Source organism: Stomatobaculum sp. (assembly GCF_057248925.1).
The window spans coordinates 43,637-68,231 of the sequence record NZ_DBHIHF010000002.1 but is presented as its reverse complement, the minus strand read 5'-3'; the positions used below and the strand labels follow the sequence as shown (position 1 = coordinate 68,231).

Annotated in this window: 28 protein-coding genes and 1 CRISPR repeat array; of the genes, 24 read left to right on the top strand and 4 right to left on the bottom strand. The window is 52.6% G+C overall.

The annotated features are described in order from the left end of the window. Window positions 1-7 precede the first annotated feature (7 nt). From casB to ACO4XG_RS00795, 17 genes are all read left to right on the top strand, one after another. The gene (casB, locus tag ACO4XG_RS00875) at window positions 8-658 is read left to right on the top strand and encodes a type I-E CRISPR-associated protein Cse2/CasB (protein ID WP_308508853.1); all 651 of its coding nucleotides are present in this window, start codon (window positions 8-10) and stop codon (window positions 656-658) included. 101 nt (window positions 659-759) lie between these two features. Beyond that, window positions 760-1,899: a type I-E CRISPR-associated protein Cas7/Cse4/CasC gene (gene cas7e / locus ACO4XG_RS00870; RefSeq protein ID WP_308508854.1), complete on the top strand. Its 1,140-nt coding sequence runs from the start codon at window positions 760-762 to the stop codon at window positions 1,897-1,899. Further along, the gene (cas5e, locus tag ACO4XG_RS00865; protein WP_308508855.1) at window positions 1,899-2,609 is read left to right on the top strand and encodes a type I-E CRISPR-associated protein Cas5/CasD; all 711 of its coding nucleotides are present in this window, start codon (window positions 1,899-1,901) and stop codon (window positions 2,607-2,609) included. Before cas7e ends, cas5e begins: the two co-directional genes overlap by 1 nt. Before the next feature lie 13 nt (window positions 2,610-2,622). Then, a complete protein-coding gene (cas6e, locus tag ACO4XG_RS00860; RefSeq protein WP_308508856.1) occupies window positions 2,623-3,258 on the top strand; it encodes a type I-E CRISPR-associated protein Cas6/Cse3/CasE in 636 nt (211 codons plus the stop codon). An 8-nt stretch (window positions 3,259-3,266) separates the two neighbouring features. After that, the gene (gene cas1e, locus ACO4XG_RS00855) at window positions 3,267-4,208 is read left to right on the top strand and encodes a type I-E CRISPR-associated endonuclease Cas1e (protein WP_308508857.1); all 942 of its coding nucleotides are present in this window, start codon (window positions 3,267-3,269) and stop codon (window positions 4,206-4,208) included. After that, window positions 4,205-5,104, top strand: coding sequence for a type I-E CRISPR-associated endoribonuclease Cas2e (gene cas2e, locus ACO4XG_RS00850; protein ID WP_308508858.1), 900 nt, complete (start codon window positions 4,205-4,207; stop codon window positions 5,102-5,104). Before cas1e ends, cas2e begins: the two co-directional genes overlap by 4 nt. Window positions 5,105-5,136: 32 nt before the next feature. Beyond that, a CRISPR array of direct repeats spans window positions 5,137-10,228; the repeat unit is 29 nt; unit sequence GTTTTCCCCGCATGCGCGGGGGTGATCCG. A 319-nt stretch (window positions 10,229-10,547) separates the two neighbouring features. Beyond that, the gene (locus ACO4XG_RS00845; protein WP_308508859.1) at window positions 10,548-10,862 is read left to right on the top strand and encodes a type II toxin-antitoxin system HicB family antitoxin; all 315 of its coding nucleotides are present in this window, start codon (window positions 10,548-10,550) and stop codon (window positions 10,860-10,862) included. Next, window positions 10,846-11,256, top strand: a complete 411-nt coding sequence (locus tag ACO4XG_RS00840) for a type II toxin-antitoxin system HicB family antitoxin (RefSeq protein ID WP_308508860.1) — start codon at window positions 10,846-10,848, stop codon at window positions 11,254-11,256. The genes ACO4XG_RS00845 and ACO4XG_RS00840 overlap by 17 nt, the downstream gene beginning before the upstream one ends. A 921-nt stretch (window positions 11,257-12,177) precedes the next feature. Next, window positions 12,178-12,405 carry a transposase gene (locus ACO4XG_RS00835; RefSeq protein ID WP_308508861.1) on the top strand — a complete coding sequence of 76 codons (228 nt, stop codon included), beginning with the start codon at window positions 12,178-12,180 and terminating at the stop codon, window positions 12,403-12,405. A 166-nt stretch (window positions 12,406-12,571) separates the two neighbouring features. Further along, window positions 12,572-12,766: a hypothetical protein gene (locus ACO4XG_RS00830; protein ID WP_308508862.1), complete on the top strand. Its 195-nt coding sequence runs from the start codon at window positions 12,572-12,574 to the stop codon at window positions 12,764-12,766. A gap of 269 nt (window positions 12,767-13,035) precedes the next feature. Then, window positions 13,036-13,263 carry an antitoxin gene (locus ACO4XG_RS00825; RefSeq protein WP_308508863.1) on the top strand — a complete coding sequence of 76 codons (228 nt, stop codon included), beginning with the start codon at window positions 13,036-13,038 and terminating at the stop codon, window positions 13,261-13,263. Window positions 13,264-13,394: 131 nt separating this feature from the next. Beyond that, window positions 13,395-13,595 carry a hypothetical protein gene (locus ACO4XG_RS00820; protein ID WP_308508864.1) on the top strand — a complete coding sequence of 67 codons (201 nt, stop codon included), beginning with the start codon at window positions 13,395-13,397 and terminating at the stop codon, window positions 13,593-13,595. 144 nt (window positions 13,596-13,739) lie between these two features. Continuing rightward, window positions 13,740-13,973, top strand: coding sequence for a hypothetical protein (locus ACO4XG_RS00815; protein ID WP_308508865.1), 234 nt, complete (start codon window positions 13,740-13,742; stop codon window positions 13,971-13,973). A gap of 387 nt (window positions 13,974-14,360) precedes the next feature. Beyond that, a complete protein-coding gene (locus ACO4XG_RS00810; RefSeq protein ID WP_308508866.1) occupies window positions 14,361-14,555 on the top strand; it encodes a hypothetical protein in 195 nt (64 codons plus the stop codon). Window positions 14,556-14,658: 103 nt separating this feature from the next. Beyond that, window positions 14,659-14,826 carry a hypothetical protein gene (locus ACO4XG_RS00805; protein ID WP_308508867.1) on the top strand — a complete coding sequence of 56 codons (168 nt, stop codon included), beginning with the start codon at window positions 14,659-14,661 and terminating at the stop codon, window positions 14,824-14,826. Between the two features lie 71 nt (window positions 14,827-14,897). Further along, a complete protein-coding gene (locus tag ACO4XG_RS00800) occupies window positions 14,898-15,086 on the top strand; it encodes a hypothetical protein (RefSeq protein ID WP_308508868.1) in 189 nt (62 codons plus the stop codon). 159 nt (window positions 15,087-15,245) lie between these two features. Next, a complete protein-coding gene (locus tag ACO4XG_RS00795; protein ID WP_308508869.1) occupies window positions 15,246-15,464 on the top strand; it encodes a hypothetical protein in 219 nt (72 codons plus the stop codon). An 88-nt stretch (window positions 15,465-15,552) separates the two neighbouring features. On the opposite strand, the gene ACO4XG_RS00790 is transcribed toward ACO4XG_RS00795, so the two are convergent. Continuing rightward, complete coding sequence (locus tag ACO4XG_RS00790; protein WP_009533394.1) at window positions 15,553-15,774, bottom strand: hypothetical protein; 222 nt, start codon at window positions 15,772-15,774, stop codon at window positions 15,553-15,555. An 80-nt stretch (window positions 15,775-15,854) separates the two neighbouring features. Then, window positions 15,855-16,457, bottom strand: coding sequence for a hypothetical protein (locus ACO4XG_RS00785; protein ID WP_308508870.1), 603 nt, complete (start codon window positions 16,455-16,457; stop codon window positions 15,855-15,857). 356 nt (window positions 16,458-16,813) lie between these two features. On the opposite strand from ACO4XG_RS00785, the gene ACO4XG_RS00780 reads away from it, so the two are divergent. Then, window positions 16,814-16,999 carry a hypothetical protein gene (locus ACO4XG_RS00780; protein ID WP_308508871.1) on the top strand — a complete coding sequence of 62 codons (186 nt, stop codon included), beginning with the start codon at window positions 16,814-16,816 and terminating at the stop codon, window positions 16,997-16,999. Between the two features lie 116 nt (window positions 17,000-17,115). After that, window positions 17,116-17,988 (top strand): CAP domain-containing protein, encoded by an 873-nt coding sequence (locus ACO4XG_RS00775; protein WP_308508872.1) that lies wholly within the window; start codon window positions 17,116-17,118, stop codon window positions 17,986-17,988. Between the two features lie 44 nt (window positions 17,989-18,032). Here ACO4XG_RS00775 and ACO4XG_RS00770 read toward each other — a convergent pair whose 3' ends face one another. Together ACO4XG_RS00770 and ACO4XG_RS00765 are read right to left on the bottom strand one after the other, a co-directional pair. After that, window positions 18,033-18,347 (bottom strand): MGMT family protein, encoded by a 315-nt coding sequence (locus ACO4XG_RS00770; RefSeq protein WP_308508873.1) that lies wholly within the window; start codon window positions 18,345-18,347, stop codon window positions 18,033-18,035. 37 nt (window positions 18,348-18,384) lie between these two features. Further along, window positions 18,385-19,149, bottom strand: coding sequence for a nucleoside phosphorylase (locus ACO4XG_RS00765; RefSeq protein WP_308508874.1), 765 nt, complete (start codon window positions 19,147-19,149; stop codon window positions 18,385-18,387). Between the two features lie 124 nt (window positions 19,150-19,273). Between ACO4XG_RS00765 and ACO4XG_RS00760 the strand changes: the two genes are divergently transcribed. From ACO4XG_RS00760 to ACO4XG_RS00740, 5 genes are all read left to right on the top strand, one after another. Further along, window positions 19,274-19,870, top strand: coding sequence for a nitroreductase family protein (locus ACO4XG_RS00760; protein WP_485129628.1), 597 nt, complete (start codon window positions 19,274-19,276; stop codon window positions 19,868-19,870). 134 nt (window positions 19,871-20,004) lie between these two features. Beyond that, the gene (locus ACO4XG_RS00755) at window positions 20,005-20,526 is read left to right on the top strand and encodes a cysteine hydrolase family protein (protein ID WP_308508876.1); all 522 of its coding nucleotides are present in this window, start codon (window positions 20,005-20,007) and stop codon (window positions 20,524-20,526) included. 102 nt (window positions 20,527-20,628) lie between these two features. Next, on the top strand, window positions 20,629-21,282 hold the full coding sequence (locus tag ACO4XG_RS00750) for a cyclase family protein (protein ID WP_308508877.1): 654 nt from the start codon (window positions 20,629-20,631) through the stop codon (window positions 21,280-21,282). A 57-nt stretch (window positions 21,283-21,339) separates the two neighbouring features. Then, entirely contained in the window at window positions 21,340-23,253 is a 1,914-nt protein-coding gene (locus ACO4XG_RS00745) for a TerB N-terminal domain-containing protein (RefSeq protein ID WP_308508878.1), read from the top strand. Further along, window positions 23,246-24,592, top strand: coding sequence for an ATP-binding protein (locus ACO4XG_RS00740; protein WP_308508879.1), 1,347 nt, complete (start codon window positions 23,246-23,248; stop codon window positions 24,590-24,592). The genes ACO4XG_RS00745 and ACO4XG_RS00740 overlap by 8 nt, the downstream gene beginning before the upstream one ends. Window positions 24,593-24,595 lie beyond the last annotated feature (3 nt).

The window sequence follows — 24,595 nt, the reverse complement described above, 5'->3', positions numbered from 1 at the left end:
GGTATGCATGGAAGAGAGGAGTAAGACAGAGTCACGACAGAGTGATATCGCTAAATTTGTAAAGCGCAAGCTTATGAGTTTGCAAAGCAATCCCAACGAAGCGGCAGTACGAGCTATCCTTGCGAAAATGCGGCGCGGTGTCGGGGAACAGCCGGGTGCAATACCGGAACTCTGGGACATGCTCTTCACAGATTTGCCCGAGTCCTTAGAGGGGCGAGGTAGCAAGCCAAGTCGTGCGGAATGGGCTATTTTCACAGCACTTACATTATTTGCTTTACACCAGCAGGGAAAGAGAAATCTTGAGAGCGAGTTTATGTTCCAAGAGAAAAACACCTTCGGACGAGCAGTCGCACAGTTAATCAGTTGTAATTCGGATGCCAAGGAAGCTATTATAAAGCGATTTAATGTAGCAGTAAGCGCAGCAGATCTGACCGGATTTAGTTGGTATTTGAGAAACATCATTCAGCTTTGCAAACGAGAAGATATTCCGATGGATTACGCAGCTCTTGCAAAGGATCTGTACGATTATCAGAATCCGGATCGGATTGACGGAGTGCGGCTTAAATGGGGACGTGATTTTTACCGAGAGCTCTCATCCTTTGAAGGGTTGAAAAACGATGGCTCAGCAGAAAAGCCGGGGACAGAAAGTGAAGAGTAAGAGGATACAGTTGTAAGCACCTCTGCGGATTAAAATTTGAGCATACGATAGAGAATGAAGTTAGTTTATTGTAGGTCAAACAGACCGGAAAGGATGAAATTATGGATGAGAAGAGATTATTTGTGGATTTTCATGTGATTCAGACAGTGCCGCCGAGCTGCATCAATCGCGATGACACGGGAAGCCCTAAGACTGCAGTCTATGGGGGAAGTATGCGTGCGCGCGTATCTTCACAGGCGTGGAAACATGCTATGCGTGTTTACTTTCAGCAGAATATTCCGCAAGAGGAATTGGGTGTCAGAACAAAGTATGTCCGTGGAAAGATTGCGGATGAAATCCAGAAGTTGAACGGCAAATTGAGTCGTGAGCAGTGTGAAGATTTGGCTGGAACGATTTTAGGCAAAGGAGCGTCGAGACATAAGGATAAGAAAAAAAACAAAAAGCAGGAAGACAGTTATAATAAAGAGGAATTAGAGACGCTTCTTTATATCAGCTGGAAGCAGATTAGAGAGTTGGCAAAGCTTGTAGTGGATACTATTACAGAGGATGGGAGTTTAGGAAAAAAAGAAGAAAAAAAGTTGAAAGAAGATGCGAGATTAGCACTGAAGAATAATCCGAGTTTTGAGATGATATTGTTCGGACGTATGGTTGCAACAGACCCTTCTATCAACTACGATGCTGCGTCACAGGTTGCGCACAGTATTTCGACACACACCGTACACAATGAATATGATTATTTCACGGCGGTAGATGACCTTAAGGTGGGAGACAGTTCAGGTGCAGGTCATTTGGGAACGGTTGAATTCAACTCTTCTACCCTCTATCGTTATGCGACTGTCAGCTTGGCTGCATTTAAGGAGTGGGTCGGAAATCCGGAGAAGGTTATCAGGACGTTTGCGGAAGCCTTTATCTACTCGATGCCGACCGGAAAGCAGTCTACATTTGCAAACCGAACCGTTCCGGACGCTGTTTACATTACCATTCGAGAGGATCAGCCGGTGAATTTTAGCGGCGCGTTTGAAGATGCGGTTGTGAGTCGCAACGGCTTCAGCAAGCCCTCTGTCGAGCGGCTTGTGGAGTATGTGAAAAAGAGTTATCAGAACTTTGTTGAAGTACCTACATATGCTTTGGGCACCGGAGAGTATATGGAGAAATTGTGCGGTGAGCGACCGATGAAGGAGAATCTTGATTTACTGGAAAAATACGTGCGTGAACTGCAGAGTAAAGCAGGAGAGAAATAATGAGTACGCTTTTATTGCGACTTGCGGCACCGCTGCAGGCGTGGGGTACGGAGTCCAAGTTTGAGAGCAGACGAACGCAGCGAGAGCCATCGAAGAGCGGCGTAATCGGGATGCTCGCAGCGGCATTGGGACTTCGGCGAGACGCTGATTTATCGGAACTATCAGCATTGCGGTTCGGAGTTCGCGTGGATCGAGAGGGGAAAGTCATAAAGGACTTCCATACCGCACAGGCGGTGAAGACAGCAAAAAAAGATAAAAATGAAGAACCCGAAAAAATAGGATATGTAACATCGAGATACTATCTTTCGGATGCTGTTTTTTTGGTGGGATTAGAGTCAGAAGATGATGCATTTCTTGAAAAATTAGAGGCAGCGTTACGGACGCCTTGCTTTCCGTTGTTTCTAGGAAGGCGCTCTTGTCCACCGACCTTACCCTTGGTTCTGGGACTTCGAGAAAAAGACTTGGAGACTGCACTCCGGGAAGAAGAAAATCAGAACCAAAATGCGAGAAGCAATAAGCGGACGCGTCGATATATCCGTTTAGACAGCATGCCGGACGAATTGGAAGGTGCTGTTGTACAGGATGTGCCGATTTCTTTTAATCCGATGAAACGAGAATTCGGTTATCGACGCGCAAAAGAAATTTGGCTTCGGGATGATGTAAATACAGAAGAATCGGCAGAAGAACATGATGCCATGGCTGAACTGTGAGAGGAGAGAAGGAATGTATCTGACACGTATGGAACTGGATACAGACAGAAGGAGCACAAGGAAACTCCTTACTTCTCGCAGTAAGATTCATGGAATGGTGGAAGGCGCCTTTTCCGGAGGCAGAGAACGGAGACTCTGGCGTTTGGATTCACTTGGAGGTAGGCTTTATATCCTTGTACTCAGCGAAGAAAAGCCAAACTTGGAGGCTGCGGTACGTGAATACGGAAATCTAAAAGAAGGCTTTTTGACGAGAGAGTATGAGCCGCTCTTGGCACGTATCACAGAGCAGAGCCAGTGGCGTTTTCGACTAGTCGCGAATCCCACGCAAAGCATTTCTCATGCAAGCACGGGAAAACGTGGCAAGGTAAGGGCTTGTGCGGGCGTGGTTCAGCAAGAGGATTGGCTTAGGAAACGGGCCGGAAAACATGGATTTATGCTGGAGGAAGGAAATTTTCGTGTTGTCGGAAACGACTGGCATATCTTCCGCAAACGAGAAGAAAAAGACCGATCTGTTTCTCTCCGTGAAGTAAGTTACGAAGGTGTCTTAACGGTAACGGATGTAGAAAAATTCAAAGAGCTTCTGTGCCGCGGTATGGGCAGAGGAAGAGCTTACGGCATGGGATTGCTCACCATTATGCGTCTGCCCTGAGGTGAAAGATGAAAGAGATTCCAGGCATCATACGCCCGGAATTACAACAGTTACCACAGGTCAAAGATCGAATGACCTTTCTGTATCTGGAACGCTGCAAGCTGAATCGACGTGACAGTGCGATTGAAGTGATGGATGATGACGGTACGGTAGATATTCCGGCGGCAGCCATCTCGGTACTGATGTTGGGACCGGGCAGTAGCATTACCCACCGTGCGATGGAGCTGATCGGAGATGCAGGTGTTACTGTCATTTGGGTTGGAGAGCACGGCGTTCGCTATTATGCGAGCGGACGCCCGCTCACTAAGCGTGCAGGCCTTCTGTTACAGCAAGCGAAATTGGTCAGCAACCAGCGCTTACATCTCGCAGTTGTCAGGAAAATGTATGCGATGCGTTTTCCAGGAGAAGATGTAAGCAAATTGACCTTGCAACAACTTCGAGGAAGAGAAGGAAGTCGAGTACGGGAAATATACCGCAAGTGCTCGAAGGAGTACGGAATTCCTTGGAACGGAAGAGCATATCAAATGGGGGATTTTGAGGAGAGTAATGCGATTAACCAGGCACTCAGTGCGGGACATGCGTGCCTTTACGGTCTGGCACATGCAGTGATTGTTGCATTGGGCTGCTCTCCGGGACTTGGCTTTGTCCATGTGGGAGGCGACCTTTCGTTTGTATATGATTTCGCGGATCTCTATAAGGCGGAATTTACGATTCCGATTGCGTTTGAGGCCACCGCTGAAAATCCTCTGGATTTGCCTGCGTATGTAAGACGAAAGGTAAGAGATACGATGTCTCGCAATCATTTGTTAGAACGTATGGTGCGGGATTTACACTATTTACTATCAGAAAGCGAAGAGGATGTCGCAGAAGACGAGGTTATCTATCTCTGGGATAATCGTGAGGGAAGGGTTCGCCATGGTATCTCGTATAGCGTGGAGGAGCAGGCATGATAGTGATTACCTTGACGGATTGTCCGCCCAAGGTGCGAGGAGATTTGTCTAAATGGCTGCTTGAAATTTCGACAGGCGTTTATGTTGGGAATCTCAGTGCACGCGTTCGCGATGAACTTTGGGGACGCATTTGTGAGCACGTCAAAGATGGCAGAGCGACCATGGTTTACAGCAGCAACGGAGAGCAGAAACTAGACTTTGCAATTCATAATACCAGTTGGCTGCCGGTAGATTACGATGGCATCAAGCTGGTGAGAAAGCCCGGGATAAAAAAACGAGAAGAGAATTCCGAACAAGTTGAGACAGAGAAGGCCGCGATGAGCCGTGCGGAGAAGTTCTATCAGGTGCAGCAGATTCAGAAGCATCAGGCACACAAACGAAGTACAGCAGAATATGTGGTGCTCGATTTGGAGACGACCGGCCTTAATATAACGCGCGACCAAATAATCGAAGTTGCGGCTATCCGAGTAGAGGAAGGGCGAGAAGTATCCTGTTACAGTAGCTTGATTTACTGCGATGCTGTACCGGAGACAATTGTTGAATTGACCGGAATTACATCGGATAAGCTTAAAAGCGAGGGAAAGCCGATTGAACAGGTGCTGAAAGAGCTGCTGGAGTTCATCGGAGATACTCGAATTGTGAGTCACAATGCGAGTTTTGATTGGCGTTTCCTGCAGCAGGCCTGCAAGCAAAACAATATCTTGCCGGGACATCCTCACATTACTGATACACTGAATCTTGCACGGCAAAAGATAGAGGAGGTGGAAGATTACAAACTCTTGACCTTATCAAAGTATTTTCATTTTGCTATACTGGAGCCGCACAGGGCGCTCGCTGACTGCCGCTTGACGCATCAGCTTTACGAGAAGTTAAAGAGGATTGAGGCTGAGGACTAGGATCAACCACGGAAATACGCCATTTCCGAAGTGTTTTCCCCGCATGCGCGGGGGTGATCCGGAAGCCGGGTAATATTGTCGTTTCGTGTTCTGGTTTTCCCCGCATGCGCGGGGGTGATCCGATGTGCGCGCGGATGTGGAGCTGCTGCACAAGGTTTTCCCCGCATGCGCGGGGGTGATCCGCTCTTTTTGCGTCTTGCCGCTCTCTTCTAGCAGTTTTCCCCGCATGCGCGGGGGTGATCCGGTGAAGCCCGTCATCCTCTGCGTCGTCGTCCTGTTTTCCCCGCATGCGCGGGGGTGATCCGACGCTGCCAACTACGGCGAACAGCGTGAGGCAGTTTTCCCCGCATGCGCGGGGGTGATCCGGCTTCCCGCCGGTGCCCGGGCAGGTCATCGACGTTTTCCCCGCATGCGCGGGGGTGATCCGCCCGTGAGAGATCCGGAGGACAGCGCGCTCGCGTTTTCCCCGCATGCGCGGGGGTGATCCGAAAAGAGGAAGAAGCGGGGGATGAGAAAGACGGTTTTCCCCGCATGCGCGGGGGTGATCCGGGCGATCGAGGCAGGGCAGTTAAGCCACCGCTGTTTTCCCCGCATGCGCGGGGGTGATCCGACGAAGTACATGTAATCGACACGATGTCAATCGTTTTCCCCGCATGCGCGGGGGTGATCCGCGTTTTGAGCAGCTGCGTCATCGCTTGTACTAGTTTTCCCCGCATGCGCGGGGGTGATCCGCGCGTCTACTACGACGAGACAGCACAGGAGCTGTTTTCCCCGCATGCGCGGGGGTGATCCGCGCATCCCGTTCCTTGGCCAGATAGCCTGCGGGTTTTCCCCGCATGCGCGGGGGTGATCCGCTCGACATTTCGGTCAGCGACGCGATTTACAGGTTTTCCCCGCATGCGCGGGGGTGATCCGAGATGTGGAAAAAGAGACTGTCGAAGCAGATAGTTTTCCCCGCATGCGCGGGGGTGATCCGCGGTGTAGTCCCCGCACAAGAGCTTCTGTCCAGTTTTCCCCGCATGCGCGGGGGTGATCCGTCTCAAAAATTCTTGCTTTGACCTATGACGGGGTTTTCCCCGCATGCGCGGGGGTGATCCGGCGCAAGCGCCACGCTCGGCGTTAGTGCCCAGGTTTTCCCCGCATGCGCGGGGGTGATCCGAGTCCTTGCTGTGCCTCTGCTTGGCGGCCAACGTTTTCCCCGCATGCGCGGGGGTGATCCGGTCGCCTCATCGTCTATCTCTACCGCGTAGATGTTTTCCCCGCATGCGCGGGGGTGATCCGCACTCGGACGCAGATGTCGACTCTCCCGCGGTGTTTTCCCCGCATGCGCGGGGGTGATCCGACCGTACGCAACGCCTCCGGCCTGCTCACCGCGTTTTCCCCGCATGCGCGGGGGTGATCCGGACACGGACAAAGTATCAGTGGCAACGCTTTTGTTTTCCCCGCATGCGCGGGGGTGATCCGGACGCGACCACGCAGCGAGTAGATCCGGTAGAGTTTTCCCCGCATGCGCGGGGGTGATCCGGCTGCCGCGATTTGCAGGGCGCTGTACTTTTTGTTTTCCCCGCATGCGCGGGGGTGATCCGCCTTCGGGCCCTTGGCGTAGATGTCCGGACAAGTTTTCCCCGCATGCGCGGGGGTGATCCGGCGGCAGGATATGACGAAGCGATGCTTTACGAGTTTTCCCCGCATGCGCGGGGGTGATCCCGCATCCCCCGCCATGGTGCCGAGTTTGGACACGTTTTCCCCGCATGCGCGGGGGTGATCCTAAGCGGCTCTCTCGATGCGCTATCAGCGTAGCGTTTTCCCCGCATGCGCGGGGGTGATCCTGAGGTGGTGGATAATTACCGGCTTTTCCTGTCGTTTTCCCCGCATGCGCGGGGGTGATCCTTTGCATCGGCGATACCGTGCAATCGAAATACGGTTTTCCCCGCATGCGCGGGGGTGATCCTTCCTGTGTGCTATAGTCTCGCGTTCCCTTAGTGTTTTCCCCGCATGCGCGGGGGTGATCCTAAGGGCACGCACAAACTCCGAACAACTAAAATGTTTTCCCCGCATGCGCGGGGGTGATCCTTTAAGTATATTAGAAGGTAGACTACATATAGAGTTTTCCCCGCATGCGCGGGGGTGATCCTTCGTTCATCATTTCCGTTCGTTCCGTTCGGACGTTTTCCCCGCATGCGCGGGGGTGATCCTATTACCAAGTAAAGAAACATGATTAAGAAAACGTTTTCCCCGCATGCGCGGGGGTGATCCTTCCTGTGTGCTATAGTCTCGCGTTCCCTTAGTGTTTTCCCCGCATGCGCGGGGGTGATCCTCGGTGAACAGTTGGAAAAGGTCGGCTTTTACAGTTTTCCCCGCATGCGCGGGGGTGATCCCGCTGAACTTGCAAATCTTGACAAAAGTTATAAGTTTTCCCCGCATGCGCGGGGGTGATCCTTATACTACTTTAATAACAAAAGTAAAGAACAAGTTTTCCCCGCATGCGCGGGGGTGATCCTCAGACAATGGCAACGCAATTAACTTCAACGAAGTTTTCCCCGCATGCGCGGGGGTGATCCTGCCGTATCCGTAATAATACGCTGTCCATCATCGTTTTCCCCGCATGCGCGGGGGTGATCCCTATAGAATCCGTATCCCCGTAAATGTATTCTTGTTTTCCCCGCATGCGCGGGGGTGATCCTTAAATCCCTTGTAATTATCTTCCCAAATCGTGGTTTTCCCCGCATGCGCGGGGGTGATCCTGGGCAATGATTGCAGCGGCGGCGGGTCCGGCTGTTTTCCCCGCATGCGCGGGGGTGATCCTGCAGAGGAGATAAATTGTGAAATCCTACCAGGGTTTTCCCCGCATGCGCGGGGGTGATCCTCAGAAGAAATGTTTTGTGTGCGACGATGTGTTGTTTTCCCCGCATGCGCGGGGGTGATCCTTACAGAGGTTGAAGAAGACTTTGATGATGAGTGTTTTCCCCGCATGCGCGGGGGTGATCCTTGATAGTTTACAGAACTTACGGAATCAATATTGTTTTCCCCGCATGCGCGGGGGTGATCCTGGGAAAGTGTATGCAAATACGGTCGCGCTGGAGTTTTCCCCGCATGCGCGGGGGTGATCCTCCTTTGCAGACCGATATTAGTATCCTTACGGCGTTTTCCCCGCATGCGCGGGGGTGATCCTGCGATTGATGGTAGGGCTGATGATAATATTGAGTTTTCCCCGCATGCGCGGGGGTGATCCTATCTTGACATAGCAAACCAATGTAAACAAGAAGTTTTCCCCGCATGCGCGGGGGTGATCCTTGGTTCGCGATTGAAGGTTCTACGATAGAAGAGTTTTCCCCGCATGCGCGGGGGTGATCCTCCTGAACCGTGCCAACAATATCACTTACGATTGTTTTCCCCGCATGCGCGGGGGTGATCCCAACCGCTTTCATAGCCCCCATTTTCTCATTCAGTTTTCCCCGCATGCGCGGGGGTGATCCTGTCGATTGCTTGCTCATCCGATACCCCTGTCAGTTTTCCCCGCATGCGCGGGGGTGATCCTCAGTTTTCCGGCTATCACCTCCATTGTAGAAAGTTTTCCCCGCATGCGCGGGGGTGATCCTTCGCGCCTCCTTTGCGCTTGTCTTAGGCACTTGTTTTCCCCGCATGCGCGGGGGTGATCCTTGCCCGAAGGGTGACGACACGACCGTTATTGAGTTTTCCCCGCATGCGCGGGGGTGATCCTACTTCGCGGGCTTACATTCGCATTCTTTCCAAGTTTTCCCCGCATGCGCGGGGGTGATCCTATTTTGTCTGTTCCCAATTTTATAAAGCCGCGGTTTTCCCCGCATGCGCGGGGGTGATCCTTCGCGCCTCCTTTGCGCTATGTGTTAAGCACTGTTTTCCCCGCATGCGCGGGGGTGATCCCTGGCTAAGTTTAAAGAGCGCGCCATTCGTGATGTTTTCCCCGCATGCGCGGGGGTGATCCTATTTCCATATTGTTGTTCAAAACTTGTTCTAAGTTTTCCCCGCATGCGCGGGGGTGATCCTAGTCGAAATTGCAATTGATAGTCGCATTCGTTGTTTTCCCCGCATGCGCGGGGGTGATCCTTTAAGAAAGGAAAAAGATCAGCTACATGAATAGTTTTCCCCGCATGCGCGGGGGTGATCCTTCCTGCTCTACCATGCATACGCTACACAAGAAGTTTTCCCCGCATGCGCGGGGGTGATCCTCTCCTTCATGAGCTGCCGATAAAGCTTTTTGAGTTTTCCCCGCATGCGCGGGGGTGATCCTCCCGCCGTTGTCCGACATAGTGCCCGTGCCCGGTTTTCCCCGCATGCGCGGGGGTGATCCCATTCTCTCGATGCGCGTTGCCTCCGTACAAATGTTTTCCCCGCATGCGCGGGGGTGATCCTTGCAGCCCCTTCCCGATGCAGCATCTTCCGTGGTTTTCCCCGCATGCGCGGGGGTGATCCTGAGAACAGGGCAGGGAGCCTTAGGATCGGACGGTTTTCCCCGCATGCGCGGGGGTGATCCTCGCGCAGCTGGTGTCCGACTGGCTCGGCGAGGGTTTTCCCCGCATGCGCGGGGGTGATCCTGGCACGTGGGGCGAGGTGTGGGTCAACGACCTGTTTTCCCCGCATGCGCGGGGGTGATCCTGTGGCGCGCAAAGAAACCCGTTGCACAGGATAGTTTTCCCCGCATGCGCGGGGGTGATCCTGTTTAGCAGCATTTGAAAAACCCCAATGGTTGGTTTTCCCCGCATGCGCGGGGGTGATCCGAACTACACAAAGTTCGGTGCGTGGTACGGGCTGTTTTCCCCGCACGCGCGGGGGTGATCCTAGTCGCCAATCGCCCGTCGCCCTGGTACTCCAGTTTTCCCCGCACGCGCGGGGGTGATCCTGTTATGATTTTGCTGCTAAGAACGATTTCTCTGTTTTCCCCGCACACGCGGGGGTGATCCGCAAGAGTAAGAATACTACGGTTTGGCGATGAAGTTTTCCCCGCACACGCGGGGGTGATCCTTTGACGCCCATCTCGTCGCGCATCCGCTTCGTGTTTTCTCCGCACACGCGGGGGTGATCCCAACTTGGATTTAAGGATTCTATTCCTGAAACCGTTTTCCCCGCATACGCGGGGGTGATTCCGCCGTTTTGAGTCGCGAGAAGCCCCGCAAAGGTTTTTTCCGCACACGGGGGGATCGATTATGTGCACATGCTCGGGCGGGCGATTGCGTTTCAGAGCGATGCAAGTCGATCAGATTATTCTAATTTCAGGTGACAGCGACTTTGTTCCCGCCGCTAAGCTTGCACGCAGAGAGGGGATTGATTTCATCCTCGACCCTTTGTGGGCAAGTATAAAGCCAAATTTACACGAGCATATAGACGGACTACGTTCCAACCGGAAAAAACTACCGGCAGTATCCTCGCAGACCGAAGAGGCTCAAGAGCACTAAAGGAGAATCATATGTCTAGATACGCATATCCCGCGATTTTTGAACCGGAAGCAGAGGGTGGATATTCCGTTCATTTTCCCGACTTACAAGGATGTTATACCTGTGGCGATACACTGGCGGATGCGATTTATATGGCGGAGGATGTGTTAGCGTTCACTCTCTTTGGCTTTGATCGAGAGAATACTACGCCGCCCGCTCCGTCCGAACATCTGACCGCTCCTGCCGGTTCTTTTGTTAACTGGATTCTCGGGAATACCATATGGTACAGAAAAAGGGAGGAATGCCGGAAAAGGAAGGAGGCAAAGGAAAATGCGCAAAAGTCCTGACAGATACTTTTTCCCCGCAGTTTTCACCTATGAGAACGATCGGGAAATCGCTGTAGAGTTTCCGAATCTGGATGTGGCCACTTGTGGCAAGGATGACGCCGACGCGCTGCTCTCTGCCCGTGAGCTGCTCGGAATCACTCTGTTTGGTCTTGAGGAGGACGGAGAGGACATTCCGACACCCGCCAAGCTCTCAGCTCTTTCCCTTGCGCCAAACCAGCGCGCAGCACTGATTGATGTCTATATGCCGGCTGTCCGCCTGGCAGGCATTAACAGGGCTGTTACGCGCACAGTAACCCTTCCCGCGTGGCTCAATGCCGCTGCGCTTGCGCAAGGCTTTGATTTTTCTGAGGTGCTTCAGGAGGCGTTGAAGGAGCGGCTCGGAATAGAGGCATAAAAAAGAGCCCCCGAAGGGCTCTTACAAAGATTCTTCTACGAAGTGAACGACATCTAATTTCTGTTTTTGGATTTCCGAAAGCTTTTCCGTTTTTTTGCAGCGTCATCCGGCAATATCTCGTTCTGTTCAGGGTGAACTCTACAGCTTTCAAGACTTCAGGAAAGCGACTCAGCTTTGCGTTGTATAGCTTGTGTTCATAGGTTTTCTCGCCAGTCGGAGATTGTTTTGTAAATACTCTTTCTGTAACCCGCTTCACTTTGATCGGATTTTTCGGAACACCCAGCTGCTCGGAAAGCAGCTTTCGTACGTGCCCGGTGTCATCGTTTTGGGCAGTGCGGTATCTGAAAAAGAACCGGCATTTCCTTTCCCATCGTAATAGAGCAGATACTTGGACGGAACCGCTGTAAAGGTGTCTTTCAACGCCACAAGAGAGTGCCGGTGCTCGGTGCGAGCAAGAGGTTCAATACGTGCAAACAGGCGTTTATGTCCGTGTTTGAATTTTTGACTTTACACGTATTTGTATCTACCGTATAGCATAATCATTCCCCTTATCGCCAGACAAAAATTTTGTACTGTGCCCCGGAGAGCATGAATATAGTAGGATATGTCACGGGAAGTGTGGTGATTACAAACTGTCACACGCAAAGCATAAAACCACGTATATGCGCTGTTTTTTGGTGTTTTGACATGGGGGGCTCCCGTCACCCCATGCTTTGATTGCGCGCCTGTTACCCGAGAGACTTTTTGCTTTGTTTGGATATGGAGAAAACAGAAGTGCTGATTGTGTATCAAATTTCGGACAAGTAATGTGGTAAACTGAATGTATTGAAAAAGTTGTGGCGTTTCCCTGCACACTCGGAGGTAATCCTTTTAAGGAATCAATAGAGAATAAGTTTATAGAGTTAAAGGAGCGCGGAGAATATGAGAGAACTGACAAACGATGAATGGGAGTACATAGTGTCAAGAGTTCTGCAAAACGCCAAAGACGCGGCCGAAGAGGCAAGACAACTTCCCTATAGGGAATACAAGGCAGGGAGAGCGCTCGCATATTATGAGACGTTGGACACAATAAAAAATGAGCTTTTGGCTCGCGATGCGGATGTGAAGAGATTCGGATTTGATATCAGTCTGGAAGAATTGTTATCTTAGCACGGAGAAACTCGTAATGGTTAACCTGTGGGCAACTTACTAGCTCCTACGCAGCTTGGAGAAGTCCATGGAGTTTCCCCACATGCGCGGGGGTGATCCTATGCTGTGGATATAACTGTGGCAGTGTGTGCTACTATATATGAGGAGAGGAGATAGGAGGGACGACATGGACGATAGAGAGAGTCAGAGTAGGACGCAGGAGATCAACGCCTACAAAAAACGCGCATACAAGCGCGTACCGCTAGAGCTAAAAAGGGCGGACTATGAGCGCCTACGCGCCGCCGCTGACGCGGCGGGCGAGACGATGAGTGGATTTATAAAGCGTGTGCTTGCGGAGCATATAGGTGATACGGAGGGTTAGGCTAGACCAGCGGGAAAGTAAGAAGAGCAAAAAAGGGGATATCAACAAAAGGGCGGGTTTTCCCCCCACACGCGGGGGGATCCACACCTACTCCGCGAGCTCCACAGCAGCAGGCCGTTTTCCCCGCACACGTGGGGGCGACCCAATATTGCCAGCAACATACAATCAGCAGAATGAACAAATAAACGAGGGATTATTTGTGCGTTTTATATATTAATTGCAATACAACGGCAGCATATACTATAAAAACAGAGGTGGGAGGTGAGAGAGTGGCGATAAGCGAGGCGCGTAAACGCGCGACATACAAATACATTTCGAAAGCGTATGATAGAGTCGTGCTAAACCTACCGCGCGGGGAGCGGGATCGGATAAAAATTGCTGCGGACGAGGCGGGTGAGTCTGTCAACGCCTACATAAAAAGAGCGATATCCGCACAGATGCAGAGAGAGGGAAAAAACGCGGGAGAGGCGGATCAGAGTGGTGCGGTTTCTGACTAAGAGAGATTTTATTGATATAGATATACGGGAAAGAAGTTTTCCCCGCATGCGCGGGGGTGATTCTTTGAGACGAAGAATGCACTGGAATCAGCGGCGATGCAAAGACGCATAAAGCGAGAAAGGAGGTTTACATGATTATCAAGTTCACCGAAGAGGAGGAGCGATTGTTTGATAAAGTCATGCCGTATGCAGCTTCGAAAGGAGGAGGTATCCGCTCAGATGCGCCTCCGGAGATTCAAGCTATCTATGCCAGACTTGTTGAGATAACCAACCCATACCTGAGCCCGTGTCCGCTACCTGATAACTGGGCCACAGCAACACCAACTGAATAACAGTAACGTAAGCACAGTCATAGCGGCTGTGCTTTTTTGATGCGCAGGTGGGCGCACTGGCGGACACTCCGGACGGTGGGGATGTGGCGCGCACTCCGAAAAACACAAGTGGGCTATCGAAGATAGCACTCAGAGAGGAGCAGTATGAAGAAGACGAAATTGGATGAGCTTTTGAAGAGCGGAGCAGTCACAGAGGAGGAGTATAAGGAGCTCCTGCCGACCTGTGAGGATGACACGGGAGATCCGGACGGCGGAGAGCCGGAACCGGAGGACCCGCTCGCGGGACTTGACGAGAAGACGCGGGCAACTGTTGAGAAGATGATACAGTCATGTTTTCCCCGCATACGCGGGGGTGATCCAACAAAGATGCGCTTTTGACAGGGCGGAGATTTTAGGAGAAAACACGCATGAAAATATCAAAGAAGTTGGCAACATGAGTCATTATTAAGTGTGCAAGGGAATATCAAACTTATCGAGCCGGTATTTGTTCACGGGTTCGACTCCCGTCACCCCATGCTTTGATTGCGCGCTTGTTTACTTGATAGTTTTTCTTTGTTGGGGATTGAGGAAACCGAAGTTTTAATTGAGACCGAAATTTTGGACAGATAATATGATAAAATCAAAACGTAGAAAGAGTTGGATAGTTTTCTCACTCACGCGGGAGTGATTCCAATCTATGCGTTGAACAGAAGCTACAGCGGATGCGCAGAAGGTGGCGCTTCTGAAATTCAGTACCGCGTACGACATGACACGAAAGGAAATTAGATGAGGAAGAAGAGCGACGCTGTAGAAGTAATCAATGACAAGTTCGAGCTCCCGGAGCGGATAAAAAAGATGACCCGACAGGAGATACAGGATGAAATTATAAGAATTTTGCTGGAAGAAGGCAAAATCAAAGAGGGCGAGTATAGCCGAGAAGATCTGTTTTCTGTGCCTTCTGAAGAGGAGTTGAATGATTAAGGGCAGTTTTCCCCGCACACAAGAGTGCTTCTGGCCTTGTGAATCCGGGACGTAGGTATCTACCGTATGACCGGTGTATAAGTCACGAATAGGGAGCAAAATAATGGAACAGTATCCGCAGTATTCTAAAGTCATTTTGAAAGATGGCAGAACAGCTACAATCGTAGAAATCCTAAAGGAAAATGTTGAGTACATTGTAGACGTGGATCTGGAAGGGCCTGACTGGGAAACGATTGAAGTCAGTGCGGATGAGATTTCAGGACGGAGATAGTACTGATGCGTTAAGAGGGCATGAGGCCTTGAAATGAGTTAAATAGATGATGCAGAAGAAAGAAAACAGGGATGGTTCTTAGGTATACCGAAGAGGAACTCGCATTAGCAGCTATTTTTGAGCCCTATCTGGAAGCCGGAAAGCTACGAGAAAACGCACCACAGGCGGCGAAAGACGCTTTAAAGCGCTACCTGGAAATGATTAAGGAGCATCGCCGGAAGGTGTTTGAAGCCACCTATGGTTGGAGCTATGATGGGTGACTTCCCCGCACCCGCGGCAATAATTGCCTTTACAGCCCGCGCCCGGTGTTCCTAATGGTGACTTCCCCGCACCCGCGGCAATAATCCGTATCAGTCACCCGGACCCGGGAAATATTGTGCAAGTAACTTCTTCCCATTCAAAAGCGAAAGGAGAAAAACGTGATTATAACGGTTGAGCAGATTGAGGTGCTGAGACCTTATATCGAAAATATTGAAGAATTGATATCTGCCGATGATGTTGATGCGCTATTAGATGCTGTAGATGATGCGGTCGTTGATAACATTGTCGCGCATAACGACGAACCGGATGAGGAAGGGAGAAAGATTCAGAGAATATATGATGACATCGCTGCCCAGAATCACGTTTACTGGGATTAATGGAATGAAGGCGGCATGTCGACCTTACCCCGCCACCCTGAGCACAAAATAAGCACAGCCGTTATAGCTGTGCTTTCATCGCTGTGATTCAGTTGTCTTGGTTATCGTCCGATAAATCGCAAGAATCCTTATGAATAGGTGTCATAGGTGTCGAATACGGGCTCAGATATTGGTTGGTTATCTCTACCAGTCTGGCATAGATAGCTTGAATCTCCGGAGGTGCATCCGGGCGAATTCCTCCTCCTTTCGCTGCATAAGGCATGACTTTATCAAACAATCGCTTCTCTTCTTCGGTGAACTTGATTCTCATTCAAACCTCCTTTCGCGCTTAACGGGGATCACGCTACATGCGTTTTCTTTAGGAAAATCAATCAAAGCATTTTTTCGGGCTTATTCCCATAGAATATCATCAAAATCAAAAAAGGTAATCAAACCGTTATAGGGCTTATCCTGATTTGATTGAATCGCAAAGAAGGACTGAATATACGCTTCGGGATAAGAAATGCTTCCGTCGCCATCGAGATCGATAGGATGCAGTTCTCCCGCATCACACTTCTCAATGAACTTATTCAGGTTGATTCTAATATCCATAAGAAAGCGATTCAGATCATCGCCCTGAAGATAATTGGGATTATCTACGCTGCCGATATAGTAATAATTTCCGTCGTCCGTCTCAGGCTCCCAATACCAGATCCAACCCTTATCTACCTTGGCAATGTAAACCCCTGGGTATGCATCGGATGCGTAGGTTTCTTTGAGTCTCTGCGCATATTGGTTGTTTTCGTCATAGGACGGAATGTTGTAGGGGCCGTATGTTCCGTCATTATAGGTATACATCTTTACTTCGCGCTTAGGGCTTGCGCTTGTTTCGGCGGACGCTTGAACAGAAGTGCTGGCTGTGGTTTCAACTTCGCTTTTCTCGCTTCCGCAACCAACGAGGACAGATCCAAGCATTGCCACTGCTGTTATCAAAACAAAAATTCTCTTCTTCAACCTTTCTGTCTCCTTTCGGCGTTTGCGATTCTTACTATACAACATGTTTATATGAATGCCTACGATATACCGTGTTCCTGTTCGCGCGAAACAGTTCATCCGCATGCGAGGACTATACTTCCATGTATCGGTAATATGCAACCGGTTCTGTTTCTCGATTTCTGCGATTGATCATAGCTGAACTGGAAAGACAAGCCCGCATAGAGGGTATCTTGCCGGAATCCGAGAAGTCGAATTAGACGAGTGCCGTGATTAGAAGAAGAATACGAAAGCCTATCGAGTCCGAAATTTGGTACAGGTCCTGTGGTAGACTCTCAATATAGAAACGCGTTGGGATAGTCTAAGGAGGTAGCACTATGGGATATGCGGCAATTATCTATTTAATCGGCCTTTATCTGTTTATCGGCGCCGGGATAAGCTCATACCTTTCGGATATCGAATATAAGCTGACAGGTCACAGAAGGAATCGCAATATCGCAATCAGAGGGCTGCTTTCTTTTTTCTGCTTTTGGCTGGGAACTTTCATCATGATGCATCTTTGAGATGCATCATGATGCCAAGGGAGGGGGCTGCCTTTACATTTGTTCGGCGTATGAGTAGAATGATAATTGTTAAGATTGCTTAAAGTTAAGCAATCATTTCAAAACAGGGGGCAGAGATGAAGAAGAACATTTTCCTTGCGGCGGCAGTGGCACTTGGCACCATGCTCATGGCTACGCCTGTTTTTGCCGGCAACTACGGCTGGAATCGGGACGGTCGGGGCTGGTGGTATCAGCTCTCGAACGGAAGCTATGTGAAGTCGTCTTGGCTTTCAATCAACGGCACCTGGTACAGTATGGACAGTGCCGGATACATGGAGACCGGCTGGGTGCGGGATGGCGGCGGCTGGTACTACATGGATACCGAGAGCGGTGCGATGCGTGTCGGCTGGGTTAATGTGAACGGAAACTGGTATTATCTGAGCCCGACGGATGGCGGTCGTATGCTTGCAAACGGCTATACGCCGGACGGTTATTATGTCGATGGCAACGGTGTATATCAGCCGCAGTCAAATAGGCAGACTACGACTGTCAATCGAATCATCACCGACAATACCGATACGACCGCAGATGATGCGGACGCTTGGCAGCGTTCGAATGCTGGAAACGATTCGGCTTCTCCGGAAGAATACGAGGATCAGGTGATTGCGCTGGTCAATCAGGAGAGAGCAAAGCAGGGACTTTCGCCGCTCAAAAAGGACACAGCTCTGATGAATACGGCAGATGTACGCGCGGAGGAACTGGAAACGCTGTTCTCGCATGACAGACCGGACGGCACAAAGTGCTATACGGCTTATCCGGGAGGCTACAGTTATCGGGGTGAGAATATCGCCATGGGCCAGCAGGACCCGGCTTCGGTTATGGATTCCTGGATGCATTCCAGCGGACACAGGGCCAATATTCTGAATCCGAATTATGATTCGATTGGCGTCGGCTATTCGGCACAGGACGGAACGCCGCACTGGGTTCAGAACTTCGGCAGAAAGAACTGAGGCAAGTGTTTGTCTGCTTGTATGCAGAAGGTATGATAAAAGGGTCACATACTCCACTGATATTTTTGGAGGGACACATGTGTTGCGTCGATTAACGCAACGCCTTCTTCCTGCAGTAGCTTAGCCTGCGCTGCCCAGCCGGGGGCCAGGCGGCCGCTTGCATTTACCACACGGTGACAGGGATAGTCGCCGTAATAGTCCGCATGCGAGAGAACGCGCGCCACGAGGCGCGCGTTTTTTGGATACCCGATTAAGCGGGCAATTTGTCCGTAAGTGGCAACTTTGCCCTCCGGAATTTCCGCGACGGCGGAGAGCACGGCATAGGCAAAGTCATCATTCAGCGCGGCGGTCTCGGACATGGAACTCCTTTCTGTGTCAGCGAAATAGGGGCGCGGTTTACATCTCCCGCAAGATGCGCAGCCCGAGTAAGAGGGCGTCTTCGTGCGCATCCCGCCCAAAGTTACGGGCGTCGTAGTCATGGATGCAGGCGAGGGAGTCGGCCGTAAAGAGCAGCTGTCCGAAGCTTGCGCCGCGGAGGCGGGCACAGGCTGCGAGCGCCGCACACTCCATCTCGACGCAGAGACAGCCTTCGTTTCGGCGGTATGCGACCATATCCTTGGTCTCGCGGTAAAAAGCATCCGTGGTCCAAGTGGTGCAGGGGACAAAGGGGAGGCCTTCTGCTTTCAGTACGCTTTCTATGACCGTGAGCACTGCGCTGTCAAGTTCGATATAGCGGGAAGCGGGCAGATAGTGGTAGGAGCTGCCCTCGTCGCGCAGCGCGCGGGTCGGAACCAGAAACGCATTTTCCGGGAGCCTTTCCAGCACACCGCAGGAGCCGAGTGCCAGAATTTTGTGACAACCGCTTGCAATCAGTGCATCCAACAGGGAACTTGCGGGCGGCGCACCGATCGGCGCCTGCGCAAGACAGATTTCTTCGCCGTTTTCCTCAAACACATAGATGGGGTAGGTGGCGGAGACGGTGCGAAATTCGCAGCGCTTTTCTGCATGCTTTGCCTCGGCGTAGCGGTGGATGGTATCGCCGAGGAAGGCAAAAAGGCACTTTTTCGGAAAGCGGCAGTCTCCGAATTCATGCGCAGGCGGAATCACTTCGGAGGAAGTCGCATCATATTCAAAAAGCGGTATTTCGTTTCGTTCTATCATGTGTTGATATGTCCTCCGCGTGTCTCGTAAATTTCAGGGGAGTATAGCAAAGCAAAAAAGCGCTGTCAATCTGCCCGCGCGCATGTGCGTTGTCTATGCTATGATTTGATTTAGGAGGAGCATGATGATGGTGGATGCAATCAAGGCGAGGCGGAGTATACGACATTTTTTGCCGACGGAGCTTTCCAAGGAGCAAGTGGAGGAAATTTTGAACGCGGGTTCTATGGCACCCTCGGCGAAGAACTTGCAACCCTGGCATTTCGTCGTGACAACGGGGGCGGCAAAGGAACGGGTCTGCAAGGCCATGGAGGCGGGTATCGAGCGGGAGCGGCATTCCCCCATGCTGCCCGATACGCGCCACTATCTGGACGGGGCATTTGAGACCCTGCGGGTGATGCGGGAGGCGGCAGCAGTTATCCTAATCACATCGCCGATTGCACGGCCGCTCTCTGCGACCATGACGCTAGACCAGCGGGTCACGGAAATCTGCGCGGCACAGTCGGTCGGTGCGGCCATCGAGAACATGTGTCTGCAGGCGACGGCGCTCGGTATCGGCAGTCTCTGGATTTGCGACAGTTTCTTTGCGCAGGCGGAGTTAAGAGCGGAGGCGGGCGGAGACAGTGAGCTCTACGCGTTGTTGGCGCTCGGCTATGCGGCGGAAGCACCGGCTGCCGGGCCGCGGCGTGCCCTTTCGGAGACCGCAGAGTGGAGAACGGAATAACAGGCATCAAGAGGACAACTGTTTCGCCGGAGCCGCTGTGTTTTAAGGCACGGAGCGAGATTTGTTAGGCATTGCGGGTTAACTGTTTCGTTGAAGGTTTAATGGATAGCTTTGACAGATAAAAGGAGAGAATCATGCGGAAAATCTTAGTGGTTATAGATATGCAGCGAGACTTTATCGACGGCGCACTCGGAACGGCGGAGGCGCGTGCCATAGTCCCGGCGGTTATAGAGAAAATCAAGGGCTATGCGCCGGAGGATGTCTTTGCGACGCGGGATACGCACGGCGAGGACTATCTGAATACGCAGGAGGGGCACTATCTTCCGGTGCAGCACTGTATTCGCGGGACGGCGGGCTGGGAACTAAATCCGGAAATCGCGGCGTTGATTCCGAAAGACCATATCTTCGACAAGGGTACCTTTGCTTCGACGGGACTCGCAGCGGCTGTGAAAGAGCGCGCGGTGCGGGAGAGCGTGGAACTTGAACTCATCGGCCTCTGCACGGATATCTGCGTGGTTTCGAACGCACTGCTCTTAAAGGCGTGGCTTCCGGAAGTGAAGATTTCCGTGGATCCCGCCTGCTGCGCCGGTGTGACGCCGGAAAAACATGCGGCGGCGCTGGAGACTCTGCGTTCCTGTCAGATTCAGTGTAGCTGAGTCCCGACAGTTCACGTTGTCGCTTCAGTTTAGGAGCGGAAGCAGTCAAAGTGCTCGCTTGCGCCAATAAAAGAACCGCTTGGAACGTTACGAGGGAAAGAAATGAGAGTCATTGATTTAAGCCACACGATTAAAGAAAACATGCCGGTGTATCCCGGCACGGAGACGCCGACTCTCACAGCGGTGAGCGTATATGAAAAGGATGGTTTTCGGGAGAGTCTTTTAAGGATGACCACGCACACGGGTACGCACATGGACCCGCCGTCGCACCTCTTTCCGGGGCGCACCACGCTGGACGAATTCCCGGCGTCGCAGTTCATCGGCAAGGCACTTGTGATTGATTGCAGCAGCCTGAAGGAAGGGGAAGAGATTACGCTTGCCCACATCACCCGCTACGGGGAGAAGGCCGAGAAGGCGGACTTTCTTCTCTTTTACCTCGGCTGGGACAAGCGTTGGGGGAGCGAGAACTATTTCGGCGACTATCCCTGTCTGAATGATGCGGCGCTCGACTTCGTAATTCGGGGCGCATATAAGGGCATCGGTTTTGATGTGATAGGCCTCGACCCGATTGCGGATGCCGGACTGCCGCGGCATAAGAAGCTGTTCCGCGAGAAGGATATCGTGAACATCGAGAATCTCAAGAATCTGGGGCTCTGCGGCGAAGAACTCTTTTCCTTCAGTTGTTTCCCGCTGAAGCTCGAAAACAGTGACGGTGCACCGGTGCGGGCAGTCGCCTGGTTTGAGGACGAAACTTGACAAGAACGTATGTTTTGACTACACTGAAATCAGAACATACATTCGGAGAAACGGGCTGTGCGACTGTCGGAACTCATTAGCTATGCGCGGGAGCGCCATCATATCGAAGAGCTGCACAAGTGGCGGGAGATGCCGGGACTCTCGGTCTTAGTCTCTCCGGCAAGCGGAAAGTGGATTGCGCTGCTCATGCGGGAGCGGGATGCGGGCGGAAGAATCAGGGAGCGCTGTGATTTAAAGTACAGCGCGTTTCGCGAGCTGCCTGCGCGGGACTATCTCACGCAGGGCTTTCGCATGCCGGGCTGGCTCGGTGTGCGCTTTGGTGCGGAAACGGAGCGAGCATTCCTGTTACATGTGTTTGATCTTGCAGTGGAGGAAGAGGCAGAGAAGGTGGAAGGGTATTACCGTGAGACGGCTATACCGGGGCGTAGCGAGCTTCCGGCGCGGATAGAGGCAATCTACGCCTGTGAGGACTTTCTCTCTGCGGCGCGTGCCATGGAGGACTATGAGGACAATAGCCCCTTTGCGGGCACGGTCCCTCTCTATCAGCCGGAGTATCGCGATTTGACGCCGAACGAGCTCCGCGGTTATTTCACTTGGCGCGCGGCGCTACGGCGAGGAGAGGTCTCTGCACACTGCGATGCCTTTGTGTATCTCTATCTCAGCGAACTCATGCTGGGGGTCGGCGCGGCGAATGCTGCCGAGGCGCTTGATTGCATGGATGCCTTTGCGTCTGCTTTTTTTTCTGCGGGGCACGGGAGCGAGGCTCTGCAGCGGAATTTTAAAAATTGGCGTTTTGAGTACGCGGTGTTAAACCGTGTGGATGCGGCGCGCGTGCGGGCGTATGAAAACCCCGCGCTCAGGCATTGGGACGAGGCGCTCACCGTGCTGCGGGAGCCGGAGAAGCAGAGCGATGAAGCCGTTTTTGCGGCACTTGCGGAGTTAGGCGGCAAGAAGCTAACAGAAGCGCGGAGCGTCAAGGGACTCGGGGACAAGGCAGCGTTTTACTATGCCGCAATCTGGAGAAGCTGTGCGCCGCTTTTATTTGCGGCCTGCTTCGGAAACATGCGCATGCGCGAGTGGAAGCCCTTTTCGGATGCGCCGCGGCTTAATGCGGTCTGCGAGAACGCGGGACAAGCGTTTTCCTATCAACTGAATGAGCTGCGCAGTTTCGCGGCGACGGGAAACGGCTTTACGGAATACAGCTACTTGCGGCAGCAGTTTGACAGCAAGCGCTTCTTTGCCTTTTTAAAAGAGGCGGATACAGCGCTTCGCGTTCGTTATTTGCGCGGCAAGGCTTCGAAAACCGCGTCTGCGACACAGGATGCCGCGCTGCAAGAGTCCTTTTCGCGTGCCTTTGAAAGTTGTGAGGCTATGGAGGCGGCGCAAAAGCTTGCGGCGGTCCCCGTGCGGCGGGAAAAGCTCGCGGACATACGCGCGGCGGCCGCAGTCACAACGGCGGCCCTGCTCACGGAGGCAGAGACCGGGGCCGAGCGGGAAGAACTGCGGCGGCGGGAAGCGCAGAAGCTTCCTGCGGAGAAGGGCTCCGGCTTAGCGGAGCGTATGAACGGCGAGGATTGCAAGCAGACAGGCACCGCAGAGAGTAATGCGAGCGGAGAGGGCAAACAGGGACAACAAGGCGCATCGCGGCAGATAGAGGGGATTCGCCTTGCGGCGGCCGGTGCAAAGCTTGCGAACAGAAGCGAAACGAAGCAAAGAGACCAAGCGGAAAGAACAGAAATGTTGGATGCGCTCGAACGCCGCTGCCTTGCGGCCTTGCTTCGCGGGGAGAGCGTGCGCGCGGAACTGCGCGCGGCGCATTGTTTGACAAGCCTCTTTGCCGAGCGGGTCAACGAGAAGCTGTATGATTGTTTTCAAGATATTTGCCTTGCGTCCGAGGGTGAGGAACTCTTCCTCGTGCCGGATTACCGGGAAGAGATTGAGACATTATTGTGGGAGACAGAGGATGAGTGAGACGGGACGCGCCGTGCCGCGGCGCATTGCACAGGCAATTTTAAATTCCCTGCAGAGCGGCGTGGTGCCGCGCGTCGGCCTGCCGTACATTGCGGTCGGGAGGAAGGAGGAGATTGCGGCGCTGCTTCGCGACACGGAACTCATTGCGGAGGGCGGCGCTTCCTTTCGTTTTCTGATCGGAAAATACGGCGCGGGCAAGAGCTTTCTCTTGCAGACCATGCGGAACTATGTCTTTGAGCAGAGCTTTGTGGTTGCGGATGCGGATTTATCGCCGGAGCGGCGTTTGCAGGGCAGCAAGGGGCAGGGGCTTGCGACTTACCGCGAGCTGATAGCGAATCTGGCGACCAAGACCAAACCGGAGGGCGGCGCGCTGCGTCTTATTTTAGACCGCTGGGTTTCTCAGGCGGAGCAGGCAGCTGCGGAGGAGCAGGGCGGCTTCCGGGAGGACAGGGCTTTCTTTGCGCTGGTCGAAAAAAAGATTGCGACTGCGGTCGATTCGCTGCAAGACATGGTGCACGGCTTTGAGTTTGCCAAGCTCCTGCGGGGCTATTATCTCGCGGGGGCGGAGGGCGACGATGAGAGAAAAGAACGGATACTCAAGTGGTTTCGCGGGGAGTATGAGAATAAGCGCGAAGCGCGGGAGGCGCTCGGCATCAACCTCATTGTGAGCGATGAGAACTGGTACGATTACATCAAACTCTTCTCGCAGTTCTTTCGCCGCGCGGGCTATGCGGGCACACTGATTCTGCTCGATGAGGCGGCGAATCTCTGTAAGATTCCGAATGCGATTGCAAGGCAGTATAACTACGAGGTGCTGCTCACCATGTACAACGACATGATGCAGGGGAAGGCGCAGCACATCGGAATCTGGATGGGAGCGACGCCGGAGGCACTCGAGGATAAGCGCCGCGGTCTCTTTAGCTACGAGGCACTTTCTTCGCGGCTTGCGGAGAGCCGCTTTTCCCGGGCGGGAAGCAAAGATTTATTTTCGCCGGTGCTCCGCCTCGAGGCGCTCACGCCGGAGGAGATGCTGGTGCTTACGGAGAAGCTCTCCGACATGCATGCGGCACTCTACGGGGATGCACGGTGTTTCCGCACCGACGAATTGGAACTCTTTGTGCGGACTTGCTATGCGAGGGTCGGGGCGAGCGCACAGATTACACCGCGGGAGATGACGCGCGACTTTATTTTTCTACTGGACGCGCTGCATCGGGAACCGGAGAGCAGCATGGAGCAGTTGCTTAAGCCGGAAGAGAGCGGCGAGGCGTTAGAGAGTGTTGCGAGCGAGTTAAGGAAAACCGGCGGCGGGGACGATGCGCCCTTTGATTTTTCCTTTTGAGGA

What these genes read in the sequence shown, in the direction of transcription:
- casB (WP_308508853.1), top strand. Translation starts at nt 8, where the DNA reads ATGGAAGAGAGGAGTAAGACAGAGTCACGACAGAGTGATATCGCTAAA.
- cas7e (WP_308508854.1), top strand. Translation starts at nt 760, where the DNA reads ATGGATGAGAAGAGATTATTTGTGGATTTTCATGTGATTCAGACAGTG.
- cas5e (WP_308508855.1), top strand. Translation starts at nt 1,899, where the DNA reads ATGAGTACGCTTTTATTGCGACTTGCGGCACCGCTGCAGGCGTGGGGT.
- cas6e (WP_308508856.1), top strand. Translation starts at nt 2,623, where the DNA reads ATGTATCTGACACGTATGGAACTGGATACAGACAGAAGGAGCACAAGG.
- cas1e (WP_308508857.1), top strand. Translation starts at nt 3,267, where the DNA reads ATGAAAGAGATTCCAGGCATCATACGCCCGGAATTACAACAGTTACCA.
- cas2e (WP_308508858.1), top strand. Translation starts at nt 4,205, where the DNA reads ATGATAGTGATTACCTTGACGGATTGTCCGCCCAAGGTGCGAGGAGAT.
- ACO4XG_RS00845 (WP_308508859.1), top strand. Translation starts at nt 10,548, where the DNA reads ATGTCTAGATACGCATATCCCGCGATTTTTGAACCGGAAGCAGAGGGT.
- ACO4XG_RS00840 (WP_308508860.1), top strand. Translation starts at nt 10,846, where the DNA reads ATGCGCAAAAGTCCTGACAGATACTTTTTCCCCGCAGTTTTCACCTAT.
- ACO4XG_RS00835 (WP_308508861.1), top strand. Translation starts at nt 12,178, where the DNA reads ATGAGAGAACTGACAAACGATGAATGGGAGTACATAGTGTCAAGAGTT.
- ACO4XG_RS00830 (WP_308508862.1), top strand. Translation starts at nt 12,572, where the DNA reads ATGGACGATAGAGAGAGTCAGAGTAGGACGCAGGAGATCAACGCCTAC.
- ACO4XG_RS00820 (WP_308508864.1), top strand. Translation starts at nt 13,395, where the DNA reads ATGATTATCAAGTTCACCGAAGAGGAGGAGCGATTGTTTGATAAAGTC.
- ACO4XG_RS00815 (WP_308508865.1), top strand. Translation starts at nt 13,740, where the DNA reads ATGAAGAAGACGAAATTGGATGAGCTTTTGAAGAGCGGAGCAGTCACA.
- ACO4XG_RS00810 (WP_308508866.1), top strand. Translation starts at nt 14,361, where the DNA reads ATGAGGAAGAAGAGCGACGCTGTAGAAGTAATCAATGACAAGTTCGAG.
- ACO4XG_RS00805 (WP_308508867.1), top strand. Translation starts at nt 14,659, where the DNA reads ATGGAACAGTATCCGCAGTATTCTAAAGTCATTTTGAAAGATGGCAGA.
- ACO4XG_RS00800 (WP_308508868.1), top strand. Translation starts at nt 14,898, where the DNA reads ATGGTTCTTAGGTATACCGAAGAGGAACTCGCATTAGCAGCTATTTTT.
- ACO4XG_RS00790 (WP_009533394.1), bottom strand. Translation starts at nt 15,774, where the DNA reads ATGAGAATCAAGTTCACCGAAGAAGAGAAGCGATTGTTTGATAAAGTC.
- ACO4XG_RS00780 (WP_308508871.1), top strand. Translation starts at nt 16,814, where the DNA reads ATGGGATATGCGGCAATTATCTATTTAATCGGCCTTTATCTGTTTATC.
- ACO4XG_RS00775 (WP_308508872.1), top strand. Translation starts at nt 17,116, where the DNA reads ATGAAGAAGAACATTTTCCTTGCGGCGGCAGTGGCACTTGGCACCATG.
- ACO4XG_RS00770 (WP_308508873.1), bottom strand. Translation starts at nt 18,347, where the DNA reads ATGTCCGAGACCGCCGCGCTGAATGATGACTTTGCCTATGCCGTGCTC.
- ACO4XG_RS00765 (WP_308508874.1), bottom strand. Translation starts at nt 19,149, where the DNA reads ATGATAGAACGAAACGAAATACCGCTTTTTGAATATGATGCGACTTCC.
- ACO4XG_RS00760 (WP_485129628.1), top strand. Translation starts at nt 19,274, where the DNA reads ATGATGGTGGATGCAATCAAGGCGAGGCGGAGTATACGACATTTTTTG.
- ACO4XG_RS00755 (WP_308508876.1), top strand. Translation starts at nt 20,005, where the DNA reads ATGCGGAAAATCTTAGTGGTTATAGATATGCAGCGAGACTTTATCGAC.
- ACO4XG_RS00750 (WP_308508877.1), top strand. Translation starts at nt 20,629, where the DNA reads ATGAGAGTCATTGATTTAAGCCACACGATTAAAGAAAACATGCCGGTG.
- ACO4XG_RS00740 (WP_308508879.1), top strand. Translation starts at nt 23,246, where the DNA reads ATGAGTGAGACGGGACGCGCCGTGCCGCGGCGCATTGCACAGGCAATT.